The sequence below is a fragment of the Pseudomonas sp. D(2018) genome (assembly GCF_005502555.1).
Classification (GTDB): Bacteria; Pseudomonadota; Gammaproteobacteria; order Pseudomonadales; family Pseudomonadaceae; genus Metapseudomonas; species Metapseudomonas resinovorans.
This window is the reverse complement of record NZ_SCOK01000017.1, coordinates 17,408-38,167: the sequence shown is the minus strand read 5'-3', so window position 1 is coordinate 38,167 and position 20,760 is coordinate 17,408. Positions and strand designations below refer to the sequence as shown.

Genomic DNA, 20,760 nt, shown 5'->3' with positions numbered 1-20,760 from the left:
GAGAGGGCAGCCAGGAGGGCTCGGTCCATCACCCTTGCCTACGACGTTGAGCTTCGCCCATCACCCATCTACAGGGGCGCTGTGTGCCTGCCCTCGCAGGCCCAAAGCTCCACCATCGGCTGATCGGCATCCGGCGGCCCCAGCCACTCGGCCAGTACGCGGCACCGACCGTTGCTGCAAAGCTGGTAATCCCCCGCCTCCGGCGTCCGCCCGAGGCGCAGGGGATTCAAGGGTGGCAACGGGCGCCGGTAATGCCAGGCGCCGTCCCGCAGTACGGCGCCGTCGGGAATGTCCATACCCGCCCCGCTGCCGCGCACCCGCGCCTCGCGCAGTTCCAGGCCCTGCGGGGTAATTCGGTAGTCCTCCTCCCAGCGCACTTTTTCCACCGTGTGCTGCCAGGCCAGGGTGAACTCGGTGACCGGCAGCGTCGCCCAGACGCTACCGGCCAACCCCAGGCACAGGCCGATCATGCGGTGGCGGCGCCTGCCCGGCGGGCACGCCAGACATGCTGGGCGATGAACAAGAAGGACAGGACGAAGCCCAGCTCATCGGTCACCGGCAAGGCGAGGATCAGCAATGCGCCAGCGACGAAGGCCAGGATGCGCTCCCACCACGCCAGGCCCACCTGCAGGTGCCCGGTGAACACCGCGCCCCACAGGCCGATGGCCAGGACCGCCTTCAGCAGTACATAGAGCGTCGCCCAGCCGTTTTCACCCTGTAGCATCAGCGCCGGATCGTAGACCGCCATGAAGGGCACCACGAAGCCCGCCACCGCGATGCGCACGGCCCAGAGGCTGATCAGCAGGCCCCGCTCGCGGGCAATCGGCGCCGCCGCGAAACAGGCCAGGGCAACCGGTGGCGTAAGGTCGGCCATGATCCCGAAGTAGAAGACGAACATGTGCGACACCAGCAGCGGCACGCCCAGTTCCAGCAGCGCCGGTGCGGCGATGGAGCTGGTGATGATGTAGTTGGGAATGGTCGGGATGCCCATGCCCAGCACCAGGCAGGTGAGCATCGTCAGGACCAGGGAAAGGAACAGGTTCTCCTGGCCGATGGCGAGTATGTAGCCGGCGAAGGTGGAGGCCGCGCCGGTCAGGCTGACGACGCCGATGATCACCCCAACCAGGGCACAGGCGATGCCCACCGGCACCGCATGGCGTGCGCCTTCCACCAGCGCATGGAGGCACAGGCGCAAGGTTGCCCGGCCGCCCTTGACGAACCAGCATGCCGCCACCAGCGCGGCGATCACGCCGAAGATCACCCCGATACCCAGTTGGAAGAACCCTGCGCAGAGCAGCCCCAAGGCGATCCAGAAGGCGATACGCAGGCCAAAGGACGACACCCGCAGGATGATCGCCGAGCCGAGGATGACGATGGCCGTCAGCGCCAGGCCAACGGTGCCGGAGAACAGCGGCGTGCGTCCGGAGAACAACAGGTAGATCAGCACGAGCAGCGGTATCAGCAGGTACCAGCGGTCCCTCACCGCCCCCCAGGCGCTCGGGCACTGCTCCTTGGGCAGGCCCACCAGATTGGAGCGCCGCGCTTCCAGGTGGACCATCCAGAAGGTCGAGCCGAAGTAGAGCAAGGCCGGAATCAACGCCGCCTTGGCCACTTCGAAATAGGGCAGGTTGATGGTCTCGGCCATGATGAATGCCACCGCCCCCATCACCGGCGGCATGATCTGGCTGCCCATACTCGCGGTGGCCTCCACCCCGCCGGCAAAGGCAGCCCGGTAGCCGAAGCGCTTCATCAGCGGAATGGTGAACTGGCCGGTGGTGACCACGTTGGCCACGCCCGAGCCGGTGATGGTGCCCATCAAGGCCGAAGACACCACCGACACCTTGGCCGGCCCGCCGAGCTTGTGGCCGAACAGGCCGAGGGAAAAATCGGTGAACAACTTGATCATCCCTGCCTGTTCGAGGAAGGCGCCGAACAGGATGAACAGGAAGATGTAGGTCGCGGACACGTAGGTGGGCGTGCCGTAGAACCCCTCGGTGCCGAAGGACAACTGGTTGACGATCTGATCCAGCCCGTAGCCCCGGTGCGCCAGGTCGCCCGGCAGGTACTCGCCAAGCAGGCCGTAGGCGAGGAACACGCCGCAGATCAGCGGCAGCGCGATACCCATGACACGGCGCGCCGCCTCGAACACCAGCGCGATCAGCAACAGGCCGACGGCCATGTCGGCGCCGGTGAGGTCGCCCGAGCGCTGGATCAGGTCCACCTCGAAAATCCATTGGTAGGCCGCGGTGGCCGCACCCGCCAGGGCCAACAGCCATGCCAGCGGTTGCCAGGGCGGCGTCCGGCCGACGGCGGGATAGCTGAGGAACACCAGCATCAACAGGAAGCCGACGTGTACGGCCCGCAGTATCTGCGTGGAAACCGGGTGGAAAGCGGCGGTTACGATCTGGAAGCAGGTGAACAGCAAGGCGACGACGAACAACGCCTTGGGCCAGTCCGACACGCTGGCGCCGAGCCCCGAATGGTCTTCTGTCATGACACGTCCTCTACTGCCTGGAATGCCGGCGGCCCCCGCCGCCGGCGCGGGCCATCACTTGAGTACGCCGGCTTCTTTGTAGAAGCGCTCTGCACCTGGATGCAGAGGGATGGGCAGGTTCTGCGCCGCCGTTTCCAGCTTGATGTCCTTGGCGGCGGCATGGGAGGTGACCAGTCGGCCAAGGTTGTCGAACATCAGTTTGGTCATCTGGTAGGCCAGTTCGTCGGACACGCCTTCGTGTGTCACCAGGATGTTGGTGATGGCCACCGTCGCTACATCCACGTCCTGGCCGTCATAGGTCTTGGCCGGGATCACCGCCGGCTGATAGGCCGCATTGCCGATCTTGGCCGTGACCTCCTTCGGTACCTCGACAAAGTTGATCGGCATGGTTGCGGACAGGTCGCGGATTGCCGCCATACCCAGCCCCGAGGACTGCAGCGTGGCGTCCAGCTGGCGGTTCTTGATCAGCTCCACCGACTCGGCATAAGGCAGGAACTCGACCTTGCCCATGTCTTCGTAGCTGAGGCCGGCTGCCGCGAAGATCGCCCGTGCGTTCAGTTCCGTACCGGACTTGGGCGCCCCCACCGAAATGCGCTTGCCCTTGAGGTCGGCCAGGGTTTTGATCCCCGACTCCTTGGCGGCGACGATCTGGATGTAGTTCGGGTAGGTGGCAGCGATGGCCCGCAGCTTCTTCAATGGCGCCTTGAAGCCCGCCTCTTCGACGCCTGTCCAGGCGTCGCTCACCGAGTCGCCCAGCGCCAGGGCCAACTCGCCACGCCCGGCCTGCAGCAGGTTGAGGTTCTCCACCGAGGCCTTGGTGGCCTGCACCGAGGTCTTCGAGCCTTCGATGCCGCTGCCGTAGATCTGCGACAGACCGACACCGATGGGGTAGTACACCCCGCTGGTGCCGCCGGTGAGGATATTGATGAAGGTGGGCGCGGCCAGTGCTGCGGCGCTGGCCGCCAGGGCGGAAAGAAAGGCAATGGAACGGATCGAGGTACGCAGTCGCATGGGGGGACTCCCTTCTTGTTGTCATGGTCTCAAAGGATTGACTCTAGACCATCGGACAGAAGGGATGCAGCCCATGCGCACCGGGCCGAAAGGAGCATTGCGCCAAGACCGGAAATGGTGTTGACGCTCCTCGATCCAGTGCCCGAAGCCCCCTCAGGTCGGCAACACCTCGCGCTGGCGCGACAGGGTCAACGCCAAGTCTTCGATCATGTCTTCCTGACCGCCCACGGTGCCTCGACGCCCCAGTTCCACCAGCAGTTCGCGGGCCTGGATGCCGTACTTTTTCTCGGCGCGCTTGGCGAACAGCAGGAAGGAGCTGTAGACCCCGGCATAACCCAGGGTCAGGGCATCGCGGTCGACGCGGATCGGTTGGTCCATCATCGGCACCACCAGGTCCTCGGCCACGTCCATGATCTTGTAGAGGTCGATGCCGGTCGCCACGCCCATGCGTTCCAGCACTGCCACGAACACCTCCAGCGGGGTGTTGCCGGCACCAGCCCCCAGGCCCGCCACCGAGCCATCGATGCGCGCGGCCCCCGCCTCGATGGCAGCCAGGGAGTTGGCGATGGCCATGCCCATGTTGTGGTGACCGTGGAAACCGACTTCGGTGCCGGCGTTCAGCCCGTTACGCAGCACGGCGATCTTCTCGGTCACTTCATCGGGCAGCATGTAGCCCGCCGAGTCGGTGCAGTAGATGCAGTTGGCGCCGTAGCTCTCCATCAGCTTCGCCTGCTCCAGCAGTTTTTCCGCGCTGACCATGTGCGCCATCATCAGGAAGCCGACGGTGTCCAGGCCCATCTTCGCGGCCATGCCGATGTGCTGGCCGGAGACGTCCGCCTCGGTGCAGTGGGTGGCGACGCGGATGGTGGAAACGCCGAGGTCATGGGCCATTTTCAGGTGGTCGACGGTGCCGATGCCCGGCAGCAGCAGCGCCGAAACCTTGGCCTGCTTGAGCTTGGGAATCACCGCGTCGAAGTATTCCTCGTCGCTGTGCGCCGGAAAGCCGTAGTTCAGCGAGCTGCCGCCCAGGCCATCGCCATGGGTGATCTCGATCAGCGGCACGCCGGCTGCATCGAGGCCGGTGGCCACGGCGACCATCTCGTCCAGGCTGATCTGGTGGCGCTTGGCATGCATGCCGTCGCGCAGGCTCATGTCGTGCAGGCGCACGTGCTTACCTTGCAGGTTCATGGGGTATCTCCACTCAACGGACGGGCAGTTGCAGGGCGCCCTTGTGGGCTTCTTCGGCGAACATCTCGGCGGTGCGCAGGCCGGCGGCGGTCATGATGTCCAGGTTGCCGGCGGACTTGGGCAGGAAGTCGCCCAGGCCTTCGACCTCGATGAAGATCGACACCTTGCGACCGTCGAACACTGGGCCGTTGATCAGCTTGTAGCCCGGCACGTAGCGCTGCACTTCCTTGACCATGTGCAGCACCGAGGTGCGAATCTCCGCCTGGTTCGGCTCGCCTTCGGTGAGGCAATGGATGGTGTCGCGCATCATCAAGGGCGGCTCGGCCGGGTTGATGACGATGATCGCCTTGCCGCGCTTCGCCCCGCCGATCTTCTCCACGGCACCGGCGGTGGTGCGGGTGAATTCGTCGATGTTCTGCCGGGTACCCGGCCCCACCGAGCGGGACGATACGGTGGCGACGATTTCGCCGTACTCCACCGGCTGCACGCGGGACACCGCCGCCACCATGGGAATGGTGGCCTGGCCGCCGCAGGTGACCATGTTGACGTTGAGCGCCAGCTTCTCCGCGTGCTCCTTGAGGTTGACCGGCGGCACGCAATACGGGCCGATGGCCGCTGGGGTGAGGTCGATCATGATCACGCCCAGCTCATTGAGCTTGCGGCTGTTCTCGGCATGCACATAGGCCGAGGTGGCGTCGAAGGCAATGCGGATGTCGTCGTCCAACACATGCGGCAGCAGGCCGTCGACGCCATCAGCGGTGGTTTTCAGGCCGAACTCGGCGGCGCGTTTGAGCCCCTCCGAGGTCGGGTCCACGCCCACCATCCACACCGGTTCGATCCATTCCGACCGACGCATCTTGATCAACAGGTCGGTACCGATATTGCCCGGCCCGATAATGGCCGCCTTGAGTTTCTTGCTCATCACCACTCCCCCAGAGTCAGGCACAGAAGGACAACCGGGCACTGCCCAGGCCGTCGATGGTCAGTTCGAAGCGGTCACCGGCTCGCGCCGGTTCCAGTGGTACCAGCGAGCCGGAGAGGATGATCTCGCCGGCCAGGAAGGGGATGCCCAGCTCACCCAGGGTGTTGGCCAGCCAGGCCACCGCCGTGAGCGGGTTACCCTGTACTGCCGAGCCCAGCCCCTCGCTGATCTGCACACCGTTCTTGAACACGGTCATGCGCAGGTTGGGCAGGTCCAGCTCACGCGGGTCCACCTGCTCGCGACCGAGGACGAAGACCCCGCACGAGGCGTTGTCGGCGACGGTGTCCTGGATGCGGATTCTCCAGTCGTGGATGCGCGAGTCGACGATCTCGAAACAGGGCATCACGCATTCGGTGGCGTCCAGCACATCCTGCTCGGTCACGCCCGGCCCCTTGAGGTCACGCTTCAGCTTGAAGGCGATTTCGCCTTCGGCGCGCGGCTGGATCAGGCGGTTGGCGGACAGGGAAATCTCCGCGCCATGGTCGAACCCCATATCGCGGGTGATGAAGCCAAAGTCTGGCTGGTGCACATCGAGCATCCGCTGCACAGCGGCAGAGGTGACGCCGATCTTCTTGCCGACGATGGCATCGCCCGCCGCCACCCGGCGCTCGATGGCGTGCAGGGAAATGCGGTAGGCGTCGTCGATGGTGATCGCCGGCCAGCGGTGGGTCAGGGGTTCCAGGGTGCGCCCGTCCTGCAGGGCCTGGTAGAGCTCTTCGCCGTATTGGCGATGCAGTGCGTCGCTCATGGCCGGCCCTCCGCGAGGAAGTCCAGGCAGGTACGGTTGAACAGTTCGCGGTGCTCCACCATCACCCAGTGGCCGCATTCGCTGAGCATCACGAAACGAATGTTGCGACAGGCTTCGAGCATGGTCTGGGCGCCGGAGGACGGGCAGAACTTGTCGTTCATGCCCCAGAAACCGAGGATCGGGCAGGACAGCTCGGAAAGGCGCGCGGCCATGTTCGGCACCTGCATGGTGCTGAGCACGCAGCGCGGCTGCTGTTGCACCACGGCGACCCGCTCGTTGACGGTCTCGTCGGCAATCAGCGAGGCATCGTAGAGCTGCAGGCCGAGCAGGCGACGCATGCCGTCTGCATCGTTCAACTCGCCATTGGCGAAGGCCGCGCCCATTTTCTGGATGCCTTCCATCTGCAGGTAGTACTGCTCCTTCTCCATCAACCCGCCGGGTGCCATCAGTACCAGGCGACTGACGCGCTTGGGCGCATCCAGCGCCAGCTTGATGGCGATGGCACCCCCCAGGGAGTTGCCCACCAGCACGCAGCGCTGAATGTCCAGGGCGTCCAGCAGACCGGTCAGGGCGGTGACGAAGAAGTCCAGGCTGTAGGTGGTTTCCGGTTTGTCGGAAGCGCCATAGCCCGGGAGGTCCGGGACGATGGCGCGGTAGCCGAAGCTGGCGAATACCGGGTAGTTCTGCTTGAAGTTGCTATGACCACTGGCGCCTGGGCCACTGCCGTGGATGAACACCACCGGCTCGCCCTCGCCCGCTTCGATGTAGTGCAGTCGCAGGCCATCCGGCAGCGTGACGAAACGCCCTTGCGGTAGTGCGCCCATGGGACTCTCCTCGGCTTGTTGTTTGCCGGGATTATTCGGGCGGGCCGGCAGGCCAACATCGTCCGAGAGGACTAGCAGCCTGCTCGGCCCTCAACTCCGCTGGTGGATGGAAAAGCGCCATCCACCCTACAGAAATGGCCACCAAACGTGGTGCCCTAGTCCTCCCGGACGTAGGCGCCCCGCCCTGCTCGCCCTAGCCTCTGTCCATCGACATTTCAGAGGAAACGACCATGGGCGATGCATTGGATTTCAGCGGCAAGTTGGTGCTGGTAACCGGCGGCGGCAAGGGTGTGGGTCGGGGCATCAGCCTGCGTTTCCTGGAGCAAGGCGCCGAGGTGGTGATCTGCGGGCGCCAGGCGCCAGAAAGCCTGCCCGAGCATGAAGGCCGCAGCGCCCATTTCACGCCCTGCGATGTACGCGATATCGAGCAACTGCAAGGCATGCTGGACGACATCGTCGAGCGCTTCGGACGCCTGGACGTGTTGGTGAACAACGCCGGTGGCGCCCCTCACACCGACGCTGCCACGGCGTCGCCACGCTTTTCCGAATCCATCATCCGCCTCAACCTGCTGGCGCCGCTGAACCTCTGCCAGTTGGCCAACCAGGTGATGCAGCGCCAGCCTGAAGGCGGCGCCATCATCAACATTTGCAGTGTCAGCGCCGTCCGCCCCTCCCCCGGCACCGCCGCCTATGGCGCGGCCAAGGCCGGCCTGCTCAATCTCACGCGTTCGCTCGCAGTGGAGTGGGCACCGAAGGTGCGGGTGAATGCGGTAACGGCGGGGTTGATCCTTACCGAACAGGCCGAGCTGCACTACGGCAACGCCGACAGTGTGGCGCGGGTGGCGGCAGGAATTCCGCTGCAACGCATGGCAACCCCCGAGGACATTGGCGATGCCTGCCTGTACCTCGCTTCCCCCCTGTCCAGCTATGTGAGCGGGGCGGATATCTGCGTGCATGGCGGCGGAGAGAAACCGGCGTTCCTCGAAGCAGCCGGGGTGAACTGAAAAGCCGATGGGTTTCGCAGGCTCTACCCATCCTACAAATATGGCACCCGTAGGATGCGGTAGAGCGAAGCGAAACCCATCAATTCGAACCCACCGACTCCACCAACGAATGGCCCCGGAACACCGTCTTGACGATCTTCCAGGCGCCATCGATGCACCGATAGCGGTCCTGGTAGAACCCGCCCAGCTGCCGCGTGGCGCCGGTTTCAGCGTCGAGGTTGAAGTAGTACAGCGCCCAGCGCGCCCTGGCCTCATCCTCGGCGACCAGCTCGACCTCCGGGTTGGCGCCGTGGTGCAGGTCGATCACCCGCTCGTTGCAGGCCAGGGACTGGTACAGCGCAACAAAGCTGTCGCGGTCCCGGAAAGTCCCCACGGGGCCGTAGTCGATGGCGACTTCACCCTCGGCGAAGCACGCGCGGATCGCCTCCACGTCCTTCAGGTCGCAGGCGTTGAGATAGCGGTGCTTGAGCTGGCGGATGGCCTCGAGTGCTTCAAGGCGGGCAAGACGCTGCTCCAGGGTCATGACACCTCCCTCCCCACGACGTTGGCCTCGCCCCAGAAGGCCTTCATGGAACGGATACGGCCTTCGGCGTCGAACTCCATCACGTCGATCACCTGGATGGAACAGGCGCGGCCGTTCCAGTCCAGGTCAACGCAGAAGGGAACCGCGCCGCTGCCGGCATGACTGGCCGATACCGGACCGGTGCGGCGGGCCCGGGCGTTGGCGCGGCCCAGTCCCTCGCGGTAGAAACGGTCGATGGCCTCGATGCCCACATGGGGCGGGCTGCCCACCGGGTCTTCCACCGAGGCATCGGCGGCATAGAGCGCGATGATGCCGTCGATATCACAAGCGTCCACCAGCTCGACGTAGCGAGCCATGATTTCCTGTACCTGCTGCGGACTGATCATTGGATTCTCCTCACGCCACTTCAAATAGGGCGGCGGCACCCATGCCGCCACCAATGCACATGCTCACCACCACATAACGCAGACCCCGGCGCCTGCCCTCGATCAGCGCATGTCCAACCATGCGTGCGCCGGACATGCCGAACGGATGGCCGATGGCGATGGCACCGCCGTTGACGTTCAGGCGCTCGTCCGGAATCCCCAGGGTGTCGCGGCAGTGGATGACCTGGCAGGCGAAGGCCTCGTTCAGCTCCCACAGGCCGATGTGGTCCATGGAAAGGCCGTGGCGCTTGAGCAGCTTGGGAATGGCGAACACCGGACCGATGCCCATTTCGTCGGCATCGCAACCGGCCACCGCCAGGCCACGGTAGAAGCCGAGGGGTTCCAGGCCACGGCGTTCGGCTTGTTGCGCGCTCATCAGCACCGAGGCACTGGCGCCATCGGAGAGCTGCGAGGCGTTGCCGGCGGTGATGAAGCGCCCGGCACCGGTCCACTGCCCGCCCTGCCAGACCGGTTCCAGGGCGCTCAGGCTTTCGCGGGTGGTGTCCGCGCGGTTGCACTCGTCGCGGCCCAGAGTCACGGTTTCGTGGCGGCTTTCGCCGGTGGTCTTGTCCATCACCAGCTTGCGCACGGCCAGCGGCGCCAATTCGGCATCGAACCGGCCGGCGCCCTGGGCCAGGGCGGTGCGCATCTGGCTCTGGTAGCTGTACTCGTCCTGCGCCTCACGGGAAATGCCATAACGCTCGGCAACGATTTCTGCCGTCTCGATCATCGGGATATAGGCGCGTGGGTCCTGCGCCAGCACCGCCTCGGACTGGTTGCGGTAGCTGTTCTTGTGCTTGTTCTGCACCAGCGAGATGGACTCCAGACCACCGGCGACGGCGATGTCGATTTCATCGCACATGATGCTCTTGGCAGCCAGGGCGATGCTCATCAGCCCCGAGGAGCACTGGCGCTCCACCGCCATGCCGGAAACGTTGGCCGGCAGCCCGGCGGCGGTCGCACAGAGGCGGCCGAGGTTGTAGGCCTGGGTGCCCTGCTGGGCAGCGGCGCCCATGATCACATCGTCCACTTCGCCCGGCTCGACGCCCGCGCGGCGCAGCGCCTCGCGCACCACATGGCCGCCCATCAGCGGCGCCTCGGTGTCGTTGAAGGCACCGCGGAAGGCTTTGCCGATGGGCGTGCGGGCGGTGGATACGATTACGGCTTCTTTCATGGGTTACTCCAGAATTCTTCAGTTCCTAACGAAATCGGCCCTACGCGGGGTAATACCGGCTGATGGTGTCCACGACGCAACCTGGGCGCTCTTCGCCCTCGATCTCCACCGTGACGCGGATGGTGGCCTGGATGCCGCCCTTCACTTCTTCGGCGGCAATGAGTTGCGCACTGCCGCGCACGCGGCTGCCGGCGCGGACCACATTGGGGAAGCGGACCTTCTCGCAGCCGTAGTTCACCCCCATGGATATGCCCCGTACTTCGACAATCTGTGGCAGGAAGAGATTGACCAGGGCGAGGGTCAGGTAGCCGTGGGCGATGCAGGCGCCGAAGGGGCCACCGGCGGCGCGCGCCGGGTCGACATGGATCCACTGGTGGTCACCGGTAGCCTCCGCGAACTGGTCGATGCGCGACTGCTCCACACGCAGCCAGTCGCTGTGGCCCAGCTGTTCGCCAACGCGCTCCAGCAAGGCCACCGGGGTGTCGAAGATCGTTGCCATGCTCAGGCCCTCTGGCTGGAAACCGACAACACTTCGCCGGTCATGTAGGAGCTGTAGTCACTGGCCAGGAACATCATCACGTTGGCCACTTCCCAGACTTCCGCGGCGCGGCCGAAGGCTTCGCGAGAGGCGAGCTGGTCCAGCAGCTCCTTGGGCGCGGACTTCTTAAGGAAATCGTGCAGGGCGATGCTCGGGCTCACCGCGTTGATGCGGATGCCGTGCTCCGCCGCTTCCACCGCCGCGCAACGGGTCAATGCCATGACGCCGGCCTTCGCCGCGGCATAGTGGCTCTGCTCCTTCTGGGCACGCCAGCCGAGCACCGAGGCGTTGTTGACGATCACCCCGCGTTGCCGGGCAATCATCGTCGGCAGCATGGCGCGGGTCATGCGCATGGTGCCGGTGAGGGTCACGTCGAGGACGCGGTTCCATTCCTCGTCGCTCATCTCGACCAACAACCGCGAACCGCCCAGGCCGGCGTTGTTGATCAGCACGTCAACGCCATCCAGGTCGCGTTCGGCGGCAGCCACCAGGGCCTGCACCTGCTCCTCGGACGTGACGTTGCATTCGCGGGTGTAGACCCGGTCCAGCCCGGTGGCCTCGCGGATCTTCAGCGCCGCTTCCTGCAGGCGGCCTTCATGGATGTCGCTGATCATCAGCGCCCGGCAGCCTTCCTCGGCAGCGCGCAGGGCGGCGGAAAAACCGATGCCGGCGCCCGCGGCGGCGGTGATCAGCACCGACTTGCCGCGCAGCAGGCCATGGCCGGGAACGTAGGTGGGAGTAGTCATGCAAGGTCCTCGGATCAGGCGCGCACGCGCGGCTCGCGGGGCATGCCCAGCGCGCGTTCGGCGATGATGTTGCGTTGGATTTCGTTGGTGCCGCCGTAAATGGTGTCGGAGCGGCTGAAGAGGAACATCGATTGCAGGCGCCCCAACTGGTAGGGGCCGCCCTCCAGCAGTTCGGCGTCCGGGCCGAGCACGTCCATGGCCAGCTTGCCGAGGGCGACGTGCCAATTGGACCAGCACAGCTTGTAGATCATCGCCTCGCGGCGCAGCGAGCCGTCCTGGGCGCCGGAGAGCATGCGCAAGGAGTTGTAGCGCAGGATGCGCAGTCCGCTCCAGGCGTCGGCGATGCGCTGGCGCAGCAGCGGGTCGCGGGCGGCTCCGTTGGCGCGGGCGATGCGGATGATTTCCTCCAGTTCGTTCTGGAACAGCATCTGCTGGCCAAGGGTGGAGACGCCGCGCTCGAAGCCCAAAAGCGCCATGGCGATCTTCCAGCCATCGCCCGGGGCGCCGAGGATGTTACTGGCCTCGGTGACGGCCTCGTCGAAGAACACCTCGTTGAATTCCGAGGTGCCGGTGAGCTGCTCGATGGGCCGCACCGTAACGCCCGACTGGTGCATCGGCACCAGCAGGAAGGACAGCCCCTGGTGCCCGACACTGCCCGGCTCGGTGCGGGCGATGACGAAGCACCATTCGGATTCGTGCGCCAGCGAGGTCCAGACCTTCTGGCCGCTGATGCGCCACTGGCCGTTCTCCAGCACCGCGCGGGTCTTCACGTTCGCAAGGTCGGAGCCGGCCCCCGGCTCCGAGTAACCCTGGCACCAGAACTCGGTGCCGGCGACGATGCCCGGGAGCAGGCGGCGTTGCTGTTCATCAGTGCCGAAGGCGGCGATGGTGGGCCCGGCCAGGCCTTCGCCGATGTGCCCCATGCGGCCAGGGCCCCCGGCACGGGCGTACTCCTCGTGGAAGATCACCTGCTGGCTGATGGACAGGCCGCGTCCGCCATGCTCAGGCGCCCAGCCCACGCAGGTCCAGCCGCCTTCGGCCAGCTTGCGCTCCCAGGCTTTGCGTTCTTCGGGAAAGCTGTGCTCGTCACCCGGGCCACCGCGAAAGCGCAGGACCTCGAACTCGCCGCGCAGATTGTCGGCAAGCCAGCCGGCCACGTCACGGCGGAAGCACTCATCCGCCTCACTGAAACTGATCTTCATGCGATCTCCCCCAGAAGGGCCGCGGCAATCCGCTCCCGGTGCCAGGACGGCGCGCCGAACAGGGCTTCACTGGCCCGGGCGCGCTTGAAGTAAAGGTGCGGGTCGTACTCCCAGGTGAAGCCGACGCCGCCATGCAACTGGATGGACTCCGCCGCGCAGTGGAAGAAGGCTTCCGAGCAACGCGACTTGGCCAGGGCGGCGGCCAGGGACAGCTCGGCAGCGACACCCTTGTCGCCATGCGGCGCCAGTGCTTCCTCGGCCACGCAGGCGGCGTAGAGGGCCGCCGAACGCGCGCATTCCACTTCCAGCATCATGTCGGCGGCGCGGTGCTTGATAGCCTGGAAGCTGGCGATGGCACGACCGAACTGCTGGCGCTCGGCGGTGTAGGCAAGGGTCAGGTCCAGGGTCTGCTGGGCACCGCCTACCTGCTCCGCGGCCAGCGCCACACAGGCCAGGTCCAGGACCTGATCGAGCAGTTCACCGCCCTGCCCCGGCTCACCCAACTGGGCATCGGCGCCGACGAAGACCTGACTGAACTCCACCTCGGCCAGCTTGCGGGTCTGGTCCAGGGTTGGGATCAGGCGGCGGCGGACGCCAGGCGTGTCGGCGGGTACAGCGAACAGGCCGATACCCTGCCGGCCGCGCGCGGCCACTATCAGCAGGCCGGCGCTGTGGCCGTCCACCACCTGGCGCAGGCAGCCGTCGATCACGACTCCACTGCCCTCGACGCGATAGCTCGCCTGCACCGCATCGCGGCCATTGAGGTTGTTGCTGGCAAAGGCCAGGGTGGCGGTCAGGCTGCCATCGGCGAGCTGCGGCAGCCAACGGGCCTTCTGTTCCTCACTGCCGCCCAGCAACAACGCCGGGGTGGCCAGGCAGGCACTGGCGAAGAAGGGCGAACAAAACAACCGGCGGCCCATTTGCTCAAGCAGGATGGCCAACTCGACGAAACCCAGTCCGAGGCCGCCGTATTGTTCGGGAATATGAATGGCCGGCCAGACCATCTCGTTGCACAGTCGCCGCCAGAGGTCCGGGTCATGGCCCAGCTCGGTGGCCATGGCCGCCCGCACGGCGGCGGAATCGGAAACATCCGCGAGAAAGCTCTCGGCGGACTCGCGGATCATCTCCTGCTCATCGCTGAACGCGAATTCCATAAGGCTGCCTTTTTGTGATTCCTGGGGCTGGCAAGGAGTCTGGCGACTTGCGCCGGGCGGGGAATCGTCCGGATGGACGACGAGGGGAAAGGCCGTTGTGGCGAGGTAAACGTCCGTATGGCCCGCCCCAGCGAAGGCCAGGATCGCTATGCATCACAGTGTGTCTGAAATGCATCGAGATACATGGGCACCGATTTGGCCAGGGAACTGACACAGGCCAGATAACTCGGGGTGTTCAACTGCATGCGTCACTTGAAAGGGGTCGACCGGCCCCGGCCAATCGCTTGCAACGGAGACTTCCCCATGAAGATGGCAGTGCAGAACAAGGCAACCGGCAACAAACGCCGCCGCTGGGTCGGCTCGTCGATTCTCGCTCTGACCCTGATGCAACTTGGCGTAGCCCAGGCGCAAACTTCCCCGAGCGCGGAACCCATCGCGACCGGTGCCGGCACCCGGCAGGCTTCCGCCTCCCCGTTCGGTCCGCTGAAGCATGTAAAGGCCGGGCTACTGGACGTGGCATACGCCGAGGCCGGCCCCGCCGACGGGCCTGTGGTCATTCTCCTGCACGGCTGGCCTTACGATATCCACAGCTATGAGAAGGTCGCGCCTCTGCTGGCGGACAAGGGCTATCGGGTGCTGATGCCCTATGCACGGGGCTATGGCGATACGCGCTTCCTCTCCGAGCAGTCCGTTCGCAATGGTCAGCCCGCCGCGCTGGCCACTGACGTCATCGATTTCATGGATGCGCTCAAGATCAAACAGGCCGTGCTCGGCGGCTACGATTGGGGTGCGCGCTCGGCCGACATCGTCTCCGCGCTCTGGCCGGAACGGGTCAAGGCGCTGGTGTCGGTCAGCGGCTATCTGATCGGCAACCAGGCCGCGGGCCAGAAGCCGCTACCGCCCAAGGCCGAACTGCAGTGGTGGTACCAGTTCTACTTCGCCACCGAGCGCGGCCGCGCCGGCTACGAGCAGAACACCCACGACTTCGCCAAGCTGATCTGGCAGTTGGCCTCGCCGAAATGGGCGTTCGACGACGCCACTTTCGATCGCAGCGCCGCCGCCCTGGACAACCCCGACCACGTCGCCATCACCGTTTACAACTACCGCTGGCGCCTGGGCCTGGAGAAGGGGGAAAGCCGGTACGAGGCCCTGGAGCAGAAGCTGGCCACCTCACCCTCCATCAGCGTGCCGACCATCACCCTGGAAGGTGACGCCAACGGTGCGCCGCACCCGAAGGCCGAAGACTATGCCAAGCGCTTCACCGGCAAGTACGAGTACCGGCTGATCACCGGCGGCATCGGCCACAACCTGCCCCAGGAAGATCCGCAGGCCTTCACCAAGGCCGTCATCGACGCTGACAACCTCTGAAGCGCAGACAGGGCAAGCTCGCTGCCACCGGCGCGCCTGGTGGCAGCGAGGTCCTCGATTCACCAGATGCTCAGAAAACGAGCAAAACCAGCCCGAATACATCCATAAAGTTGATTATTCCTGGTCACGGAAAAAGCCGTTCCACTTAACGAAACTGCGCCGTTTAAAAGACATAAACAGTTGTTTTTATTTGAAATAAATCAACCATCAATAGCATCGATGGTAACCATTACGCAGCATCACTTCTTCATCGAAATCACATCAGTAACATGGGCCCCGTAGACGAATTCCAACCCCCTCTAACCAAGGTGACCAAAATGAAAAAGCAAATCTTCGCCAGCCTGTTCATCGCCAGCCTGTCCGCCTCCGCTTTTGCACTGTCGGTTGCCGAGGGTGGTTCCGACCGCACGTCCATCCACCGCGTTGCCGAAGGTGGCGCTGACCGCACCAGCATCCACCGCGTCGCAGAGAATGGCTCCGAGCGCTCCCAGTCCCTGCGCGTGGCTGAAGGCGGTTCCGACCGTACCAAGGCCTTCGATGTCGCCGAGAACGGCTCCGAGCGCTCCCAGTCCCTGCGTGTAGCTGAAGGCGGTTCCGACCGTACCAAGGCCTTCGATGTTGCCGAGAATGGTTCAGAGCGCTCCCAGTCGCTGCGCGTTGCCGAAGGTGGATCCGACCGCACCCAGGCTTTCCAAGTGGCTGAAGGCGGTGCAGATCGCACTGGCGCCAACCGCATCAGCTAGTTCCCGGAGCAGTTCAGAGGCAGGCAGTTCATGATGTATGCACCTCGAAAGGCAGAAGGCGCCACCTGTGGCGCCTTCTTTCTTTTTGGGGAATGTGAAATCTATGGGAGCGGATTTGGGGTGGGGTTGTTCACGAGCAGAGCTCGCTCCTACGGCGGTTGTTGGGCGCCGGGCATGGGGGGCAGCTGCGCTGCCCTTAGCGAATGAATTCGCCCCCACAGAAGAAAGAGCGGGAGGGTAGCGGGGATCAGGTGCCGTAGACCTTCTGCGCCGGGACGGCTTCGGCCAGCAGGCGTTCGACCACCTCGCCCACTTCGCCGGGCTGGTAGCGCGCGCCCTTGTCGAACTCGGGGCCGCGGCGCCAGCCGTCGGCGATGGAGAGTTTGCCGCCTTCCACTTCGAACATCTTTCCGGTGACGGATTGGGATGCTTCCGAGCCTAGCCACACCACCAGCGGCGCGACGTTCTCGGGGGCGAAATAGTCGAAGCCGTCGTCCGGCCTCTTCATCACCTCGGCGAAAACGTCTTCGGTCATGCCGGTGCGGGCAGCCGGGGCCAGGGCGTTGGCGGTAATGCCGTAGCGCGCCAGTTCGGCGGCCTGCACCAGGGTCAGGGACGCTATGCCTCCCTTGGCAGCGGCGTAGTTGGACTGGCCGATGGAGCCCTGCAGGCCGGCGCCGGAGCTGGTGTTGATGATCCGCGCATTCACCTCCACGCCGCCCTTGGCCTGCTCACGCCAGTGCTTCACCGCATGGCTGGCCAGGCAGAAATGGCCCTTCAGGTGCACGGCCATCACCGCGTCCCAGTCGGCTTCGGTGAGGCTGGCGAACATGCGGTCGCGGCAGATGCCCGCGTTGTTCACCAGCACGTGGAGGTCGCCGAAAGCTTCGATGGCCTGGCGGACGATTTCACCGGCAGCGGCGTAGTTGGTGATATCGCCGTTGTTGGCGATGGCCTGGCCGCCGTTGGCACGGATTTCAGCGACCACGGCTTCGGCGGCGGGCAGGTTGATGTCGTTGACCAGTACCTTGGCGCCTTCGGCGGCGAAGGCCAGTGCATAGGCTCGGCCGAGACCGCCGCCGGCGCCGGTGATGATGACGGAACGGGATTGGCAGATTGGCATGGGGAGTTCTCCGATAAGTTCGTGTGGGGGTTGGTTGCCCTCTCCCCAGCCCTCTCCCGGAGGGAGAGGGGGTTTGTCCGTGCGATGTGCTAGAGCCGCTCGATGATGGTCACGTTCGCCTGCCCACCGCCTTCGCACATGGTCTGCAGGCCGAAGCGGCCGCCACTGCGCTCCAGTTCGTGCAGCAGGGTGCACATCAGCCGGGTGCCGGTGGCGCCCAGGGGATGGCCGAGGGCGATGGCGCCGCCGTTGACGTTGGTGCGGTCATGGGGGTAGCCGGTTTCCTTGAGCCAGGCCATGGCCACCGAGGCGAAGGCTTCGTTGATCTCCACGCGGTCGATGTCGTCCAGCTTCATCCCGGCGCGCTTCAGGGCGTACTCGGTGGCCGGGATGGGCGCGGTGAGCATCCACACGGGGTCGTCGGCACGCACGCTGATGTGGTGGATGCGCGCACGTGGTGTGAGGTTGTAGCGCTTGAGCGCCGCCTCGGAGACCACCAGCAGCGCACTGGCGCCATCGCAAGTCTGGCTGGAAACCCCTGCAGTGACGCGATCGCAGCCGAACAGGGTTTCCAGCTCGGCCATCTTGTCCAGGCTGGTCTGGCGCGGGGTTTCGTCATGCTCGACGCCGGCCAGGGGCACGATCTCGCGAGCGAAGCGGCCCTGTTCGATAGCGCGCAGGGCACGGCGGTGGGATTCCAGGGCGTAGGCCTCAAGGGCCTCGCGGGTCAGGCCCCACTTTTCGGCGATCATCTGCGCGGCGCGGAACTGGGTCGGCGGCACCTTGCCATAGCGCTTCACCCAGCCGTCGGAGCCGGAGAAGGGATCGGTGAAGCCCAGCGGTTCGGCGGCGGTCATGGCCGAGGAGATGGGAATCTGCGTCATGGTCTGCACGCCGCCGGCGATCACCACATCCTGGGTGCCGCTCATCACGGCCTGGGCGGCAAAGTGCACCGCCTGCTGGGACGAACCGCACTGGCGGTCGATGGTGGTGCCGGGCACGGCGTGGTCAAGGCCGGCGGCCAGCCAGCAGGTGCGGGCGATGTCCCCGGCCAGCGGGCCGATGGTGTCGACGCAACCGAAGATCACATCGTCGTAGTCAGCGTCGGGAATCGGGTTGCGAGCGACCAGTTCGCGCAGCACATGGGCGCCGAGGTCGGCGGCGTGGATCTGGCTCAGGCCGCCCTTGCGCCGGCCGGTGGGGGTGCGCAGGGCGTCGACTATGTAGGCTTCGGGCATGGCAGTCTCGAATGGTCAGGAGTGGAGTGAAGGATGACGGACTAGAAGGTATTACCCGCCCCCGGCTGGACGTGGCCATCGAACAGCGCCTGGCGAATCCGTGCCTTGTGCCAGCCACGGTCGCCCCAGACCTTGTCCAGGGCCCAGGCGCGTTTCATGAAGATCTGCAGGTCCACCTCCCAGGTGTATCCCATGGCGCCATGGGTCTGGATGGCGTTCTTCGCCGCCAGCAGGGCGGCCTCCGCGCAGGCGATACGGGCGTGGGAAACCTGCACGTCCTGGTCCGCAAGCCCTTGGGCGACGGCATAGGCAGCGCGGTACAGCGGGCCCTTGGCGAACTCGATCTGCACCGCGACGTTGGCCATCAGGTGCTTCACCGCCTGGAAGGAGCCCACCGGCTTGCCGAACTGCTTGCGTTCGAAGCTGTAGTCCACCGCCAGGTCCACCATGCGCTTGGCCAGGCCCAGCAACTGGGCGGCGGTGCCGAGGGCGCCACGGTTCCGCGCAGCGGCCCACAGCGCCCTACCCTGCTCGCCGTCTGCCACACAGGTGGATGGACTCGGCGTCCAGTCGACCCGGAACAGCTGGCGGCTCGGGTCCACCGATTCATTGCGGGTGAGATGCACCTGTTCGGGCAGCACGGCGTGTACCTCGTCCCCATGGGGCAGGAGCAACAGCCCAGCCACATGGGCATCGGCCACCAGCGGGTTGCCCGGTTCCCCCACGGCAAGACGCGCCTTGCCTTCGGCGATGCGGGTCAACCATTCGCCTTGCAGGTCGAGCTGACCCTGCAGGGCGGCGAGCAGCGGCACGCCGATCAGCATGGTGTCCACCAGGGGCTCGGGCAGGCCGGCGTAGCCGCATTCCTGGGCGAGGAGGATGAAGTCCAGCTCATTCATGTCCAGGCCACCGAACCCGTCCGGCACCGTCAGTGCGGTGAGGCCAAGTTCAGTGAGTTGGCCCCAGAGTTCGTCGCTGCGGCCGCTTTCGGATTGCCAGAGCTCACGGATGCGTTCCGGGATCACTTCATTGGTGAGGAAGGCGCGCACGTTGTCCTGGAACAGCAGTTGGTCGTCGCTGAAAGTGAAGTCCATGGCGCGCTCCTCAGGCTCGCGGCATGCCGAGCATGCGCTCGGCGATGATGTTGCGTTGAATCTCGTTGGTGCCGGCGTAGATGGGCCCGGCCTGGGCGAACAGGAAGCCGTCCAGCCAGTGGCCGACGTCGCCGGCAACCGGCGCGTGGGGCAGCAGTTCGCCGCGCAGGCCGAGGATCGACAACGCCGTCTCGTGCATGCGCTGGTCCAGCTCGGACCAGAAGATCTTGTTGGTGGAGGATTCCGGGCCGATCTTGCCGCCCTTCACCAGCCGCGACGCCGTCATGTAGGTGTTCAGGGTGTAGGCCTCGGCGTCCATCCAGGCGCGCATCACCGCTTCGCCGATCGCCGGGTCCAGGTCGGCCTGCTCACGGTTGGCCAGATAGAGCTGCACCAGGCGCCGCGCGGTTTCCTGGAAGCGCGCTGGCGAGCGAAGCATCAGGCCGCGCTCGAAGCCGGCGGTGGACATCGCCACATGCCAGCCCATGCCCTCCCCGCCCAGCACGTTATCCACAGGCACTTCCACGTCGTCGAAGAAAATCTCGGCGAAGCCCGGCAAGCCGTTGAGCTGCTGGATAGGTCGCACGGTAATGCCGGGGCTGTTCAGCGGCAGCAGGATGAAGGTCAGGCCGTGGTGGCGGCTGGATTGCGGGTCGCTGCGGAACAGGCCGAACAGCCAGTCAGCCCAGACGGCGCGGGTAGACCAGGTTTTCTGGCCATTGATCACATAGACATCACCCTTGCGCTCGGCACGGCAACGGATGGCCGCCATGTCGGAACCGGCATTCGGCTCGGACCAGCCCTGGGCCCAGATTTCTTCGCCCGTGGCCATCTTCGGCAGGAAGCGCTCCTGCTGCGCGGCGGTGCCGAACTCCATGAGGGTCGGGCCGAGCAGGAAGATACCGTTCTGGTTCACCCGTGCCGGCGCGCCGGCGCGGTAGTACTCCTCTTCGAAGATCAGCCACTCGATCAGGTCGCAGCCGCGTCCGCCGAGTTCCTTCGGCCAGGTCACCATGCCCCAGCGACCTTCGTTGAGTTTCGCTTCCCAGGCACGGTGCTGGCGGAAGCCTTGCTCGCAGTCGAAGGATTGCAGGGGCTCGGCTGGCACGTTGGCCGCCAGCCAGGCGCGGACCTCCTCACGGAAGGCCTGCTGTTCAGGTGTGTAGGTCAGGTCCATGGGC

The 20,760-nt window shown here is 65.5% G+C and carries 21 protein-coding genes; 3 read left to right on the top strand and 18 right to left on the bottom strand.

Annotation, left to right across the window (positions count from 1 at the left end):
* Positions 1 to 68: 68 nt before the first annotated feature.
* The 7 genes from FFS60_RS13210 to FFS60_RS13180 all read right to left on the bottom strand — a co-directional run bounded on the left by FFS60_RS13210 (position 69) and on the right by FFS60_RS13180 (position 7,247).
* Positions 69 to 470 carry a DUF1850 domain-containing protein gene (locus tag FFS60_RS13210; protein WP_137822219.1) on the bottom strand — a complete coding sequence of 134 codons (402 nt, stop codon included), beginning with the start codon at positions 468 to 470 and terminating at the stop codon, positions 69 to 71.
* Positions 467 to 2,494 carry a TRAP transporter permease gene (locus FFS60_RS13205; RefSeq protein WP_137822218.1) on the bottom strand — a complete coding sequence of 676 codons (2,028 nt, stop codon included), beginning with the start codon at positions 2,492 to 2,494 and terminating at the stop codon, positions 467 to 469. The genes FFS60_RS13210 and FFS60_RS13205 overlap by 4 nt, the downstream gene beginning before the upstream one ends.
* Before the next feature lie 54 nt (positions 2,495 to 2,548).
* A complete protein-coding gene (locus tag FFS60_RS13200) occupies positions 2,549 to 3,505 on the bottom strand; it encodes a TAXI family TRAP transporter solute-binding subunit (protein ID WP_028628140.1) in 957 nt (318 codons plus the stop codon).
* A 153-nt stretch (positions 3,506 to 3,658) separates the two neighbouring features.
* Positions 3,659 to 4,693, bottom strand: a complete 1,035-nt coding sequence (dmpG, locus tag FFS60_RS13195; protein WP_137822217.1) for a 4-hydroxy-2-oxovalerate aldolase — start codon at positions 4,691 to 4,693, stop codon at positions 3,659 to 3,661.
* A 13-nt stretch (positions 4,694 to 4,706) separates the two neighbouring features.
* On the bottom strand, positions 4,707 to 5,615 hold the full coding sequence (locus FFS60_RS13190) for an acetaldehyde dehydrogenase (acetylating) (protein ID WP_028628142.1): 909 nt from the start codon (positions 5,613 to 5,615) through the stop codon (positions 4,707 to 4,709).
* 16 nt (positions 5,616 to 5,631) lie between these two features.
* Complete coding sequence (locus tag FFS60_RS13185) at positions 5,632 to 6,423, bottom strand: fumarylacetoacetate hydrolase family protein (RefSeq protein WP_028628143.1); 792 nt, start codon at positions 6,421 to 6,423, stop codon at positions 5,632 to 5,634.
* Positions 6,420 to 7,247: an alpha/beta fold hydrolase gene (locus FFS60_RS13180; RefSeq protein ID WP_137822216.1), complete on the bottom strand. Its 828-nt coding sequence runs from the start codon at positions 7,245 to 7,247 to the stop codon at positions 6,420 to 6,422. The genes FFS60_RS13185 and FFS60_RS13180 overlap by 4 nt, the downstream gene beginning before the upstream one ends.
* A 230-nt stretch (positions 7,248 to 7,477) precedes the next feature.
* Between FFS60_RS13180 and FFS60_RS13175 the strand changes: the two genes are divergently transcribed.
* Complete coding sequence (locus FFS60_RS13175) at positions 7,478 to 8,251, top strand: SDR family oxidoreductase (protein WP_137822215.1); 774 nt, start codon at positions 7,478 to 7,480, stop codon at positions 8,249 to 8,251.
* Between the two features lie 79 nt (positions 8,252 to 8,330).
* On the opposite strand, the gene FFS60_RS13170 is transcribed toward FFS60_RS13175, so the two are convergent.
* The 7 genes from FFS60_RS13170 to FFS60_RS13140 are packed head-to-tail and all read right to left on the bottom strand — an operon-like array spanning position 8,331 to position 14,013.
* Complete coding sequence (locus tag FFS60_RS13170; protein ID WP_137822214.1) at positions 8,331 to 8,774, bottom strand: nuclear transport factor 2 family protein; 444 nt, start codon at positions 8,772 to 8,774, stop codon at positions 8,331 to 8,333.
* Positions 8,771 to 9,160 carry a nuclear transport factor 2 family protein gene (locus FFS60_RS13165; protein WP_137822213.1) on the bottom strand — a complete coding sequence of 130 codons (390 nt, stop codon included), beginning with the start codon at positions 9,158 to 9,160 and terminating at the stop codon, positions 8,771 to 8,773. The genes FFS60_RS13170 and FFS60_RS13165 overlap by 4 nt, the downstream gene beginning before the upstream one ends.
* Positions 9,161 to 9,170: 10 nt before the next feature.
* Positions 9,171 to 10,373, bottom strand: coding sequence for an acetyl-CoA C-acyltransferase (locus FFS60_RS13160; RefSeq protein ID WP_137822212.1), 1,203 nt, complete (start codon positions 10,371 to 10,373; stop codon positions 9,171 to 9,173).
* Between the two features lie 40 nt (positions 10,374 to 10,413).
* Positions 10,414 to 10,872 (bottom strand): MaoC family dehydratase, encoded by a 459-nt coding sequence (locus FFS60_RS13155; RefSeq protein ID WP_137822211.1) that lies wholly within the window; start codon positions 10,870 to 10,872, stop codon positions 10,414 to 10,416.
* A 2-nt stretch (positions 10,873 to 10,874) separates the two neighbouring features.
* A complete protein-coding gene (locus FFS60_RS13150; RefSeq protein WP_137822210.1) occupies positions 10,875 to 11,657 on the bottom strand; it encodes an SDR family oxidoreductase in 783 nt (260 codons plus the stop codon).
* Between the two features lie 14 nt (positions 11,658 to 11,671).
* On the bottom strand, positions 11,672 to 12,859 hold the full coding sequence (locus FFS60_RS13145) for an acyl-CoA dehydrogenase family protein (protein WP_028628151.1): 1,188 nt from the start codon (positions 12,857 to 12,859) through the stop codon (positions 11,672 to 11,674).
* Positions 12,856 to 14,013 (bottom strand): acyl-CoA dehydrogenase family protein, encoded by a 1,158-nt coding sequence (locus FFS60_RS13140; protein WP_137822209.1) that lies wholly within the window; start codon positions 14,011 to 14,013, stop codon positions 12,856 to 12,858. The genes FFS60_RS13145 and FFS60_RS13140 overlap by 4 nt, the downstream gene beginning before the upstream one ends.
* A 303-nt stretch (positions 14,014 to 14,316) precedes the next feature.
* Here FFS60_RS13140 and FFS60_RS13135 point away from each other — a divergent pair, with 303 nt between their 5' ends.
* Together FFS60_RS13135 and FFS60_RS13130 are read left to right on the top strand one after the other, a co-directional pair.
* Positions 14,317 to 15,381 (top strand): alpha/beta fold hydrolase, encoded by a 1,065-nt coding sequence (locus FFS60_RS13135; RefSeq protein WP_137822208.1) that lies wholly within the window; start codon positions 14,317 to 14,319, stop codon positions 15,379 to 15,381.
* A gap of 317 nt (positions 15,382 to 15,698) precedes the next feature.
* On the top strand, positions 15,699 to 16,124 hold the full coding sequence (locus FFS60_RS13130; protein ID WP_028628154.1) for a hypothetical protein: 426 nt from the start codon (positions 15,699 to 15,701) through the stop codon (positions 16,122 to 16,124).
* Between the two features lie 247 nt (positions 16,125 to 16,371).
* Here the strand turns inward: FFS60_RS13130 and FFS60_RS13125 are convergent, their stop codons facing one another.
* The 4 genes from FFS60_RS13125 to FFS60_RS13110 all read right to left on the bottom strand — a co-directional run bounded on the left by FFS60_RS13125 (position 16,372) and on the right by FFS60_RS13110 (position 20,756).
* On the bottom strand, positions 16,372 to 17,247 hold the full coding sequence (locus FFS60_RS13125; protein ID WP_137822207.1) for an SDR family oxidoreductase: 876 nt from the start codon (positions 17,245 to 17,247) through the stop codon (positions 16,372 to 16,374).
* 89 nt (positions 17,248 to 17,336) lie between these two features.
* On the bottom strand, positions 17,337 to 18,485 hold the full coding sequence (locus FFS60_RS13120) for an acetyl-CoA C-acetyltransferase (protein WP_137822206.1): 1,149 nt from the start codon (positions 18,483 to 18,485) through the stop codon (positions 17,337 to 17,339).
* A 41-nt stretch (positions 18,486 to 18,526) separates the two neighbouring features.
* On the bottom strand, positions 18,527 to 19,579 hold the full coding sequence (locus FFS60_RS13115) for an acyl-CoA dehydrogenase family protein (RefSeq protein WP_137822205.1): 1,053 nt from the start codon (positions 19,577 to 19,579) through the stop codon (positions 18,527 to 18,529).
* A gap of 10 nt (positions 19,580 to 19,589) precedes the next feature.
* Positions 19,590 to 20,756 (bottom strand): acyl-CoA dehydrogenase family protein, encoded by a 1,167-nt coding sequence (locus FFS60_RS13110; protein ID WP_137822204.1) that lies wholly within the window; start codon positions 20,754 to 20,756, stop codon positions 19,590 to 19,592.
* Between the last annotated feature and the right edge of the window lie 4 nt (positions 20,757 to 20,760).